Here is an 11,288-nt window from a genome sequence, read left to right as displayed (position 1 = left end):
TCGCTTTCCTTAAACTCAGATTATGAAGATCGCCGTTGTGGGTGCCACCGGGCTGGTGGGCACCAAGATGCTGCAGGTGCTCGAAGAGCGCAATTTCCCGGTAACTGAACTCGTGCCCGTGGCCTCGGCCCGCTCGGTGGGGAAACAGGTTACCTTCAAAGGGAAGTCCTACAGCATCGTGAGCATGGAAGACGCCATCGCGGCACGCCCGCAGATTGCGCTCTTCTCGGCCGGCGGCGATACGTCCAAGGAGTGGGCGCCGCGCTTTGCGGAGGCGGGTATCACCGTCATCGACAACTCCTCTGCCTGGCGCATGGACCCCGCACGCCCGCTGGTGGTGCCCGAGGTGAATGCGCATGTGTTGAAGAACACCGACAAGATCATCGCCAACCCGAATTGCTCCACGATCCAGATGGTGGTGGCCCTGAAGCCGCTGCACGACAAATACAAGATCAACCGCGTGGTGGTGAGCACCTACCAGAGCGTCACCGGCACCGGCAAGGCGGCCGTGGATCAATTGATGAACGAGCGGCAGGGTAAGGAAGGCCCGATGGCGTACAAGTATCAAATCGACCTCAATGCCCTCCCGCAGATCGACGTCTTCCTGGACAACGGCTACACGAAGGAGGAGATGAAGATGGTGAACGAGACGAAGAAGATCATGGGCGACGACAACATCCGCGTTACGGCCACCACGGTCCGTATTCCTACGGTGGGCGGCCACAGCGAGAGCGTGAACGTGGAGTTCGCCAACGAATACGACCTGGGCGAGCTCCGCGACGTGCTGGCGCAGGCTCCCGGTGTCATCGTGCAGGACGATCCCGCGCAGCAGCTCTACCCGATGCCCCTGTGGGCACATGAAAAGGACGAAGTATTCGTGGGCCGCATCCGCCGCGACGAAACGCAGGAGAAGACCGTCAACATGTGGATCGTTTCGGATAACCTCCGGAAGGGTGCGGCTACCAATGCGGTGCAGATTGCGGAGTACTTACTTCGGGAAAAGCTTATCGAGCCCGGTTCTTAGGGTTCTGATGGTTTTTAAGGTTTTTAGGGTTCGGGTTTTCCCGAACTTTTTTCATCGGGGCCTGCTCATTTGAATCGAGGGCCCCGAAGATCGCTTCCGCCCAGATAGTTAATCAGCTCCATGATCGCTTTCCTGGAGCGCCCGGCTAATTTGTATAATCGCTCAAAATCAGGCTGAAGGATATACTGTCGATCCCGTACACGGTACAGCTGCGATTGCGTTTCAGCTCCGGAAGCGTGCGCGATCTCGAGGAATTGGATGAATTCTTTGTTGCCACCGAGCCCAAAGCCTTCAGCAATATTGTCCATGAGCGAGCCCGAAGAGGCGTTGATTTGATCGCGGAGCTTGAAGTCCCTTCCTAAACCAGTGCTATTGCTGATCACGTAAATTTCCCGGCAAAGATCTCGCGCAAGTTACCAAGCGATAATATCCTCAAAGCGTTTGAATGTGGGCATACCTAAAGCTAGCATGGCCCTTTCGCTCCAACGGCAACCAGGAAGCGGGATTTTTCTCCAGGAAGCGGTCTTTTTTCCCGAATCTGCTGTTTTCCCCACCAACCTTAAGAACCCTAAAAACCTTAAGAACCTTCAACACCTCTCCTCAAACATCAACCAGCGTACTCAACGCAATCGCCCGGTTCGTTTCGAGGTCCTGTTCCACTGATTTGAGCTTTGCCTTGATGACATCGATGGGATGCTTACCCAGCGGCAGCCGCAGTGTTTCGTTGCCGTTGTGCACGTAGTCGACGAGCACGCGGGCAGCCTTTTGCGGGTCGCCTTCCTGGCGGCCGTGGATGCGGCTGATATAGTGATACATCTGGGCTACGGGGGTGGTCTTGTATTCGTCCATGCGGCGGGCGGCGAGCTGCACGGAGGAGCCGGCAAACTCGGTGCGGAAGGGGCCGGGCTCCACGATTACGACGCGGATGCCGAAAGGGGCTACTTCCTGCGCCAGCGCTTCGCTGAAACCCTCGAGCGCGAACTTGGACGCGTTGTATACGCCGAAGCCACCCGTGGCCTTGATGCCTGCAGCCGAGGAGAGCTGGAGGATGTGCCCGCTGCCCTGCGCGCGCATCGGGGGCAGCACCGCCTGCGTGAGCGCCGCCATCCCGAAGAAGTTGGTCTCGAACTGCGCCCGGATCTCGTCCATCGTAAACTCCTCGATGGCGCCGATGGTACCGTAGCCGGCGTTGTTGACGAGCACGTCGATGCGGCCGAAGTGCGCGAGCGCTTCCTGCACCGCCGCCGGTATGCGGGCGCCGTCGGTGAGGTCGAGCACGATGCCCTGGGCACGCACGGGATCCTGCTGGGAAAAGGCGGAGGCCTGCTCGGCCTTGCGGAAGGTGGCGGCAACCGAATCGCCCCGTTGAAGCACGGCGGCGGCGAGGGCGGCGCCGAGCCCACTCGAGGCGCCGGTGATGAACCAGACTTTGGACATAAGAAAGAAATTGTAGTGATAACCCTAACAAAAAGCACGCGAAAGAGTTCGCAGCTGATGCCTCCGCAAGCGGAGAGCGCACGCAGCGACGCGGCGGGGGGCGGCGCAGCGCTTATAATCCATTGGCGATCCGACGGATCCCATCTTTGAGTAGGGGCGCGCCGAAGTTGATAAGCAAACCCAACCTGATATGGGTCACGGTCAGGTAGGTAGACAGCACCTTGTAATATTCCTTATGCAAGTCAATCGCGGATTTCAGCTCGACTAGAACAAGACGTTCCACGATCAGATCGGCTCGGAATGACCTAGGAATAACCAGCTCGTCGTAAATCAGCGTAATATTTTTCTGGCGCTCTACGAAGAACCCGAGTTTGCGAAGCTCATAGCACAGGATCTCTTCATAAACGCTCTCCAGCAACCCGGGCCCCAGCCTGCGGTGGATTTTAAAAGCGCAATCGAGAATGGAATCTGCGATCTGATTTTCAGTAAGCAGCACCATGATTTTTTCGCTAAGGTTCACTTGCAGTACGTTCAAGCAAGGTGAAAAGCACCATTGAATTCTGGTTTTTTCCTGTTTTTCAAACGGGTAAAAAACCATATTTAAGGTATCGAAGGATCACACTGCCGCATTCCGTGCATTGCCATGCAGATTCAAGATCAAGGAAAAAGTGGAACGTTGCGCCGTTCCCCGCCGCGCCGCCGCGTGGACACCCTGCCGCAGGCAGGGTTTGTTTTGGCTTACTCTATGCCCCGGTTAATGAAGTCGAGTAAGGGCTTCAGCGCCACGAAAGCCTCCAGCGTTTTCTTATGGAGGCTGGCCTTCGTGAGGGCCTCGTCGGCAATGCGGGTTTCAGCGATGAAGCTTTTGAGCTTGAGGTATTCGGCTGCGGGGTTGTCTTTCTCATAGCCCTTCGGCATCGTGGAGAGCCGCTGGTCGTCGCCCCGGTACAGGTCGGTGAAGGTCTTTTTGAAGGTCTTGTCGGTAAGGATGCCGCGGAACTCGGCCCAGTTGTAGTCGATCTCCTGCCGCATCGTTTTGAGCTTCGGCGCGTCGGGGAGCCAGAGGCCGCCGCCCACGAAGGAGTGGCCCCCCGGCTCGAGGTGGAAGTAGTAGCCCGCGAAGGGGCTCTTGCGGCCGCCGCGCTTGATGGAGGCGCCGAAGTTGGACTTGTAGGGCGTTTTGTCGTTGGAGAAGCGGATATCGCGGTTGATGCGGAAGAGGCAGTCGCGCGATGTTAAGCCGGCCACGGAAAGGTCGTGCTTGCCGAGTGCGTCGATGAGCAGCTGGATGAAGTTGCCGAAGTCGATGCGGGCCGCCTCGTAGGCCGTGCGGTGCGCGTCGAACCAGGGCTTGTTGTTGTTGGCCTTGAGGGCGGAGAGGTATCGGAGGGTCTGGGGCTCGAGCATCAGAGAAAAGGTTTTGGAGGTTTTGGAAGGTTTTGGGCTTCGCCCGCCGGGGCATAAAAAGGCAGGTGCAAAGAAACGACGGATGTAGTAGTTATTCGAAGCGGGAACTTCCGGGTTCAATGGAGCCGTTGCAGCTGCTCCAGCCGATGGCCGGAGGTCGATGATTCTCAACCAACACGCTGGGGTAAGTGGTGCATGCAGAGGGCCCGGCGGCGCAGGCTTCCGCCGGCGCGGCAGCCACCCCTCACTCCACCAGCTGTCCCTGCTTATTGATCGTAAAGTATTTCCCGTTCCGCTTCACCGTGGCGGCGCCTTTTTCAAATCCGTCGGCAGACTCGTATTGCGCCGCGATGACGAGGGTGCCGTTCCGGTCGAGATACCCCCATTTGTCGCCAACGCGCACCGCGGCGAGGCCTTCCGCGAAGGCGCCGGCTTCGGCAAATTGCGGTGCGGTCACTTCGGTGCCCGTTGCGTCAAGATAGCCCCAGCCGCTGTCGTTTTTTACGGCGATGAGCCCCTCCGAAAAGGTGCCTGTCTCGGTATAGGCATAGGGCGCCACCAGCACGCCCTTGCGGTTGATGAAGCCCGTGAGCGCCCCTTCCTTTACCGGCGCGAGGCCACCCGAGAAAGCGCCGGCCACCCGCCAGGCCGGGCGCAGCGCCCAGGCCCCGGAGCGGTCGATATAGCCCCATTTCTCGCCCTCCTTCACCGCCGCGAGGCCCTCGCTGAACGGAGTCGCATCGGTATAGCGGTACGGTATGACCAATCTGCCGGAGCGGTCGAGGTAGCCGATGGTTTCGCCGCGCTTCGCCAGCACGCGGCCGTCGGAGCCGGGACGCAGGTAGTCGAAGGCATCGGGAAGCAGGAGCCGGCCGTTGCTGTCGGCGAGGTAGAATTGCTCTTCGAGTCCGAGCACGATAAGGCCCGCCTCGGGATGGTGGCCCACGTAGTTGTATTTATACGGCTGTACGAGGCGCCCCTTCGTATCGTAGAGGCCGGTCAGCCCTTCACGCTCCGCCTCGATGAGGCGCGTCTTCCGGGGCAGGCTGATGCTGTGGAGGCCCAGCGGTACGATCACTTTTCCCCGCGCGTCATATAGCCCCGCGCTGTCGCTGCTGGACACCTCCACAAAGGGGCGGTCGTATACCGGCTGCACACCCGTGTACCGAACGGGCACGATGGTGCGTCCACGCTGGTCGAACAGTCCTTCCTTGCCCTGGCGGTATGCGTGGATAACATAGTTGCCATTGAAGGCCTGGAGGCTTACGGTCTCGTATTCCGGGGGCAGCACCTCGCGGCCGGTGGAGTCGAGGTAGCCGAGGCCGCCCTCGGCTTCCACTTCGGCAAGGCCCCGGTGCAGCGTGCCGATGGCGCCGTACTTCGGGGGCGTGAGCACGCGGCCGTCGGGATGCACGATGCCCACCAGGTTGTTGTTGGTGACCACAGCGAGGCCCGGGAGCGCGTAGAGGTTCACCTCGTTCCAGACCTGGGTGCCGATGCGCTTGCCGGTGCGGGTGTTGAGCAGGAACACCTGCTCGGTGTCGTGTTGCATGAGGGCCGCCAGGTCGCGGTTCCAGCTCTGGATCATCTCGCTCACCGGCGCAAAGCGCTCGCGCCCGCCCCTGTCGATGAGGGTGGTGCGGCTGCCTCGGGCCACGCGGGCGAAGCCATCGCGGAAGTCGCCGGCGCTGCTGTATTGCATGGGCACCAGCAGCTTGCCGGAGGCATCGACGTAGCCCCAGGCGCCGCCCTTTTCTACGGCGGCGCGTCCTTCGGAGAAGTCGCGCACGGTGCGGAACACGGGGGGTACCAGCTCCCGGCCGGCAGTATCCATGAAGCCCCAGGCGCCATCCCGCTTCACGGCCGCCCGGCCCTCGCTGAAGGACGCCACTTCTTCGTAGCCGGCGCCGAGCTCGCGGCCCTGCGGATCCACGAAGTACCAGCGGCCATGCCGCAGCACCGGGGCGCGGCCTTCGGCGAAATGGTCGGCATCGTCGTAACGCGGCGGCACCAGCAGGGTGCCGGCGGCATCGATAAAGCCCCATTTGCCCCCCTGCAGCACCGGCGCATACCGTCCCGAGAAGACGCGCGCGCTGTCGAAGCGCGCGGCGATGAGCACGGAGCTGTCTTTGGGGTGGAGGTAGCCCCAGCGGCCGGCCGACGAAAAGAGGATCGGCTCCTGTGCCTGCAGGGTGGCCGTGGCAAGGAGTGCGAGGGGGAGGAGGAAGGGTTTCATGTAGCTCCGGTTTTGTGCTGCGCACAAGATAAGGCGCCCGTGCGGTTGGCCGGATACCCGACAGGCGGTATAAAACCATGATGCCTTCCCGCTATATGTGTTGTAGCGACGGCAGGCGCTCCAAGGCAGACCGTAGAAATGCGGTGGGTACTGCTCTTTTGGGGCATAGCGGCTTGCAGGCTAAGCATGAATGAATACCTTTAATAGAAACCGGTCGTTATGGGGCGCTGCCTGCTGCTTATCCTGGTCCTCCTGTTCTTCTTCCTGCCGGCGCATGCCTGCCTCAACGAGTTGAAGCATACCCTCGACAGGCGCGAGGTGTATAACGATACCCTATGGACGCCTCACGTCAGAGATACTGCCAGAAACCTGGCTTACCGCCAAACCCGGTTGCAGGAGCTGGATGCGCAGTGGCGCCGTAAGGGCGACCTCGACGCCTATTCCGATTATGGGCTGCACCTTGTCTACCTGGAGCGGTATGCCGAGGCGCGTGCTGTCTTTCTGGACCTCGAGCGCCGCGCCCCGGGGCGTTACAGCACGGCTGCCAACCTGGGCACGCTCTACGAGCTGATCGGGAAGAACGATTCCGCCTTGCTCTGGATCGGGTGGGCCATCCGCATCAACCCGGCGGCCCATGATGGATCCGAATGGATCCATGTGAATATTTTGAAGGTCAAGCTCGGAAAGCTGCCGCTCAGCACGATGGGCCTTTTGGGTTTCGATTCCGGGAACGATAAAGTGCCACAGCTGGGCGGTCTTGACACCACACGGGCAGAGGAAGTACGCATCGCCCTGCAATATCAGCTAGAGGAGCGCATGGGCCTCGTGCCGCCACCCGATTCCATCGTGGCGCAACTGCTGTTTGATATGGGCAACCTTACCGCCATACTTCACAATACCACTGATGCACTGCGCATATTCGATGCGGCGGCGGCGTATGGATACAAGGGATCGCTTTTCGACCTCAGGTACCGGCAGCTCGCCCGGCTTCAACAGGGGCTTAAGAACGAGTACACCTACGCAGCGGAGCAGCCGTACCGGTTCAAGCTGCACGAGCCACGACTGGAGCCGGTAGTTAAAAAGGAGCGGCTTGTCTGGATACTGGGTGGCGGCACATTGCTGCTGGCCGTTTCAGGCATCGTGCTGTGGCGTGCCCTGAGCCGGAAGGCATAGTAAAAAAGACGCGCAGGGCGCGTCTTGACCACGTGGGTGTTTCAGCGGAATGAGGTTACCGTACCGGGGCTGCCGGCTTCGAAGGGACCGGCTTTTTCTCCGTGCTCTTCGAAACCGCCGCTGCCGCAGAAGCGGCGTCGGAGTTGCTGGTGTAGGTAAAGCTGAACACGAACAGGGCAAAAGCCGCGTAGCACATTAAACGTCGCATCATATTCACTCGGATTTCGGGGCTACTACTGATTCAATTGCGGTGCCATGGCCAATATAAGGGCCTTGCCGTTGTCCGGACCCCAATTCAATGCGGTTGCGGCCCTTCTTTCCCCAATGGCGGCACCCTACCCGTATTTATACACGGGGCCCGCATGGCGGTCTGCGCGGAAGGTTTCCGCATGCAGGTGCACGGCACGCCGGTGCCCGGTAATCGGCGGCCCAGGAGCAGCGTCGGACGCACGTATGGCTACCGCACCGCCATGTGCCGCTTCCCGGGTTCGGGCTACGCTGCATCTCCCGCCGGGTATCCTCCCGGGCGCCATCGTTTTTCACAAGGTTTATAGCCCGGCATGGGATGACTTGAACGGACTGCTTGTGCATAACCGGTGGCCGGCTGCGGCCTGGGCCGGCAGGCGTCGTTTTGCGGAATGTTTTACTGAGCGGGGGGCACTGTTTCGGGCGCAGAACGGGTAAAAGCAGGCGTTGACGGCAAGATTCCCCAAGGCCCGCTTCTTGTCCTGATACCCGTAAATGTGGTTCATAGATGACCGTTGCCGGGCCTTTTGAGGCCCGGTTCTTTTTTTACGCGGCCGGGCGTTGTGATGTGGGTCGGATAAAGGCGGGCAGCGGGTTTGCGGCCCCGGGGCAGGCAGTGGGTAAGGGAAAACCGGTAACGAAACCGCGTTTTTCGGGGGCGTAAGGCGCTAGGCCCCGGTCAGCGATGAAACTGAGGAGGAGAGATTGATGCGTCCACGCGAATACAGGACGGCGCGCCGTCCCCGGAGGACATCTGCAGTTAGCGCTTTTCAGCTCAGACCTTCACGAGCCCTTGCTTCACGGCATACAGGGCGATCCCTACCAGATTTTTGGCTTTAACCTTTTTCTGGATGGATCCCCGGTACTCTTCCACGGTCCGGAAGCTGAGCCCGAGCTTGTCCGCCATTTCCTTGGCGGTTTGCTGTTTGCAGATCATCTTGATGATGGCCAGTTCTGTACGGTTGAATTCTATCGGCTTCATGGAGCAACTAAAGTACGGCTTGAAGCCAATATTCCAAATGATTAGGCAGCTAATCCATCGATGAATGGTAAAAAAACCCTCTAAATACCGTATTTCTCCTATATGTATACCCTTTCATGGGTACTTCTTCGACAAATAGCGGCCCCCGCTCCCGGTCAGGGACAACCGCAAACCGAACCGGCGCCCGATGCGCCGGGTAGCGATCCTGGCGCTCCTGTGCTGGTCCGTATACCCGGTTGCCGGCACGCAGGACGGGGCTTGCGGGTGGCAACCGCGCAGGCCGCAGCCGCCGGTGCCCGAACAGGCACGTACGCGCGCTCGTACGGGCACACGCAGATGGAACCAGTCCGTTAAGTACGGGCACTCACCAGAAATAGGGAGGAGCTTAATGCCTTGCCAGGCTGGAGAACAACGGGGCGGAATGCAGGACGCGCGGGGGCTCGGTGCGGTCGGCGATGGCGCGCTCGAGGCGGGTAACCATCGACCGGAGTACGCTTACTTCCTCCCAGGCCGCACCTTGCAGGAGGGCATTGCTTAGTTGATGGAGCTCGGTTTGATAAAGGTGCTTCAAGGTGTCGAGCTCTACAGAGTAGAATTCATCCATTGTCATAGGTTTAGCAGGAGAAAAAGGACAAAATCCGTTCCGGTTACCGGCCCGGAATAAAAAAGGGCCGCCGAAGGCTGCCCCATATCGTTTTTGCTGCGTCGGGAACCGGTCAGGGCTCCCGGTCGGCCGGCGAGTGCTCACCGCCGCCGCGGGTGCGCCCGGGCATATCGGCGGGGCTCCCGTTCAGGGTGCGCCGCTTCTGGATGGCAATGGAAAGCTCGGTCACCAGCTCACGCTGGTCCTGAACCTCCTGCCAGGTGGCTCCTCCGAGGAGGGCCGCCTGGAGGCGGAATGCGGCGGACTGGTGCATGCGCACCAGGCTGTCGAGGTCGATATGGTGTAATTCAGGATGCATAGGTATTCATCACGTTAATCAGCAACGGCACTTCTTGAGGTGAAGCTTGACAAGAAACATTCCATTTTTTTTAAAGGTGATCCGTGCCGCAGTTTTCCACTTTTTGTAGCACTTCCGGTACAATGGGCCCAACCTGTTTAAAAAAATGTGACACTAGCCGCAGTTGGGCTTAACAGGGGAGGTTGATGACTGTTTGCGCCTGTGCCCTATCTTTAAGAGCAACAAACCCCATCGCAACGCGCTTCCCTCGTCCCATAATCCTGCTCCGGCTGCTCCTGCTGGCCTTCCTGCTGCCCGCAGCTGCGGCTGCTCAGCCGGATCGTTATAACTACGAGCTGGCTGTCCGGATCGACTCCCTTGCCGCCGAAGACCTCAAGTGGCGCACCCGGCTGCAGCACCTCCAGCAGAGCGGCGCCGCCGACTCTTCCCTGCGTGCCTTCCTGCAGCAACAGATCCGCCAGACGGATGCCGCGCACCTGCCCGAGCTGCGCCGCATGGTGGCGGAACACGGCTTTCCGGGCGTCCGCACCGTGGGGGCACAGACCTCCGATAATTTCTGGCTCCTCCTGCAACACGCCGACGGCAACCCGGCGCTGCAGCGGCAGGCCCTGCAGCTCATGCGCCAGCAGGTGGCCGCGGGCAATGCCAACGCCGCCAACTTCGCCTTCCTCCAAGACCGCGTGCTGCTCAATGCCGGCGAGCGCCAGCTGTTCGGCACCCAGGTAATGCTTAACGCCGACTCCACGGCCTTTATTCCCCGGCCCGTTGCCGACCCTTCGCGCCTCGACGCCCGCCGGGCCGAGCTGGGCCTTCCGCCGATGGAGGAATACCTGCGCAGCATGCAGCAACGGTATACGGGGCAGCTCCGGAAGCGGGAATCGTGAATCGGCAATCGGTAATCGGCAATCGGCAATCGGCAATCGGGAATTAGGCGTTGCGGCAGTCCGGTCCTTTTCGTTTGGCCGCGTTTCCTTAGGTCAAACGGGCGCAGATAAAAGCAGGTATGAAACAGAAAGGCAAGGAGCCTTGCTCCTTGCCTTGAATAAGTAAAGCATATTTCCGTACCCAGATAACCGGATCCACTCTGGAAGATGCCGGATTCCCGATCGCCGATTCCCGATGCTCCCTCCCCCTTGGGCAGGGCCGGGAGGGGTCACACCCGCGCCCAGTTCTCACCGCTTTTGATGCGGTAGAGCGTCATCTCGCTCACGTCGTACTTCTCAGCGAGCTGCTTGATGGTGAGCCGGCGCCGGTCGCTGTTGAGCTGGTCTTTGATACGGCGCACCTGCGCGATCGTGAGCTTGAGGCCGATCGTGCGGTTGGCCTGCTTCTCCTTATAGGCCAACTTGGCCGGGCTCGTCTGCTGGTGTTCGATCATTTCCTCCAGGGTGGCCCATTTCAGGTTCTTGATGTTGTTGTCGAGCTTATCGTGGTTCTTGTGGATCACGAAGGCGTACTTCGGGCCGGGCCGCTTCAGGAACAGCTTCGCGAGCTCCCGGTGGATGTAAAGGGTTCCCTTCGAGTCGGGCCGGTGCAGGTTCAGCGTGCGGTACCCGGTCGTGACCGATCCATTGAGCAGCTTCCCGTCTTCGAGCACGTCCTCGCGGTACGAGGCGATGCGGCCGTGGCTCGAAAGGGCATAGCGGTTCCGTAATTGTTTATATCCGTCGAAAGTGAGTGGCTTCCAGGTTTCTCCAGGCAATTTCTTGATCATATTCATTCCTCTTTGCCGGGTTTGTACCGATTCAGGCTGTGTTACAACAAGGCGCGGCACTCCGAAATCAGTCGTGAGGCGTTTCCGCCTTGGCGGGATGAAGCGTG

At 60.1% G+C, this 11,288-nt stretch carries 12 protein-coding genes and 1 pseudogene; 3 read left to right on the top strand and 10 right to left on the bottom strand.

The features are described 5' to 3' along the window. The first annotated feature begins 22 nt into the window (after positions 1-22). Positions 23-1,024: an aspartate-semialdehyde dehydrogenase gene (locus ABD937_RS21245; protein WP_345257974.1), complete on the top strand. Its 1,002-nt coding sequence runs from the start codon at positions 23-25 to the stop codon at positions 1,022-1,024. A gap of 65 nt (positions 1,025-1,089) precedes the next feature. On the opposite strand, the pseudogene ABD937_RS21240 reads toward ABD937_RS21245, so the two are convergent. The 5 genes and pseudogenes from ABD937_RS21240 to ABD937_RS21220 all read right to left on the bottom strand — a co-directional run. Next, positions 1,090-1,422 (bottom strand): annotated as a pseudogene (locus ABD937_RS21240) (four helix bundle protein); the annotation flags it as partial. 202 nt (positions 1,423-1,624) lie between these two features. Then, positions 1,625-2,461, bottom strand: coding sequence for an oxidoreductase (locus ABD937_RS21235; RefSeq protein WP_345257973.1), 837 nt, complete (start codon positions 2,459-2,461; stop codon positions 1,625-1,627). 112 nt (positions 2,462-2,573) lie between these two features. After that, positions 2,574-2,996, bottom strand: a complete 423-nt coding sequence (locus ABD937_RS21230) for a GxxExxY protein (RefSeq protein WP_345257972.1) — start codon at positions 2,994-2,996, stop codon at positions 2,574-2,576. A gap of 203 nt (positions 2,997-3,199) precedes the next feature. Further along, complete coding sequence (locus ABD937_RS21225; protein ID WP_345257970.1) at positions 3,200-3,868, bottom strand: DUF2461 domain-containing protein; 669 nt, start codon at positions 3,866-3,868, stop codon at positions 3,200-3,202. A 244-nt stretch (positions 3,869-4,112) separates the two neighbouring features. Beyond that, positions 4,113-6,104: a WG repeat-containing protein gene (locus ABD937_RS21220; RefSeq protein WP_345257969.1), complete on the bottom strand. Its 1,992-nt coding sequence runs from the start codon at positions 6,102-6,104 to the stop codon at positions 4,113-4,115. Positions 6,105-6,323: 219 nt separating this feature from the next. Here ABD937_RS21220 and ABD937_RS21215 point away from each other — a divergent pair, with 219 nt between their 5' ends. After that, a complete protein-coding gene (locus ABD937_RS21215; RefSeq protein ID WP_345257968.1) occupies positions 6,324-7,277 on the top strand; it encodes a tetratricopeptide repeat protein in 954 nt (317 codons plus the stop codon). A 55-nt stretch (positions 7,278-7,332) separates the two neighbouring features. Here ABD937_RS21215 and ABD937_RS21210 read toward each other — a convergent pair whose 3' ends face one another. The 4 genes from ABD937_RS21210 to ABD937_RS21195 form a co-directional block, all read right to left on the bottom strand. After that, the gene (locus tag ABD937_RS21210) at positions 7,333-7,488 is read right to left on the bottom strand and encodes a hypothetical protein (RefSeq protein ID WP_345257966.1); all 156 of its coding nucleotides are present in this window, start codon (positions 7,486-7,488) and stop codon (positions 7,333-7,335) included. A gap of 810 nt (positions 7,489-8,298) precedes the next feature. Continuing rightward, on the bottom strand, positions 8,299-8,505 hold the full coding sequence (locus ABD937_RS21205; RefSeq protein WP_345257965.1) for a response regulator transcription factor: 207 nt from the start codon (positions 8,503-8,505) through the stop codon (positions 8,299-8,301). A 385-nt stretch (positions 8,506-8,890) separates the two neighbouring features. Continuing rightward, the gene (locus ABD937_RS21200; protein ID WP_345257964.1) at positions 8,891-9,109 is read right to left on the bottom strand and encodes a hypothetical protein; all 219 of its coding nucleotides are present in this window, start codon (positions 9,107-9,109) and stop codon (positions 8,891-8,893) included. Between the two features lie 112 nt (positions 9,110-9,221). Then, positions 9,222-9,467 (bottom strand): hypothetical protein, encoded by a 246-nt coding sequence (locus ABD937_RS21195; RefSeq protein WP_345257963.1) that lies wholly within the window; start codon positions 9,465-9,467, stop codon positions 9,222-9,224. A gap of 185 nt (positions 9,468-9,652) precedes the next feature. Here ABD937_RS21195 and ABD937_RS21190 point away from each other — a divergent pair, with 185 nt between their 5' ends. Further along, positions 9,653-10,351 (top strand): DUF6624 domain-containing protein, encoded by a 699-nt coding sequence (locus ABD937_RS21190; RefSeq protein WP_345258108.1) that lies wholly within the window; start codon positions 9,653-9,655, stop codon positions 10,349-10,351. Between the two features lie 269 nt (positions 10,352-10,620). Here ABD937_RS21190 and ABD937_RS21185 read toward each other — a convergent pair whose 3' ends face one another. Continuing rightward, positions 10,621-11,181: an NUMOD4 domain-containing protein gene (locus tag ABD937_RS21185; RefSeq protein ID WP_345257961.1), complete on the bottom strand. Its 561-nt coding sequence runs from the start codon at positions 11,179-11,181 to the stop codon at positions 10,621-10,623. Positions 11,182-11,288 lie beyond the last annotated feature (107 nt).

Origin of the sequence: Flaviaestuariibacter amylovorans, from assembly GCF_039541815.1 — a bacterium.
Classification (GTDB): Bacteria; Bacteroidota; Bacteroidia; order Chitinophagales; family Chitinophagaceae; genus Flavisolibacter; species Flavisolibacter amylovorans.
Note: the sequence above shows the minus strand (reverse complement) of the source record. Positions and strands in the feature narration are given on the sequence as shown.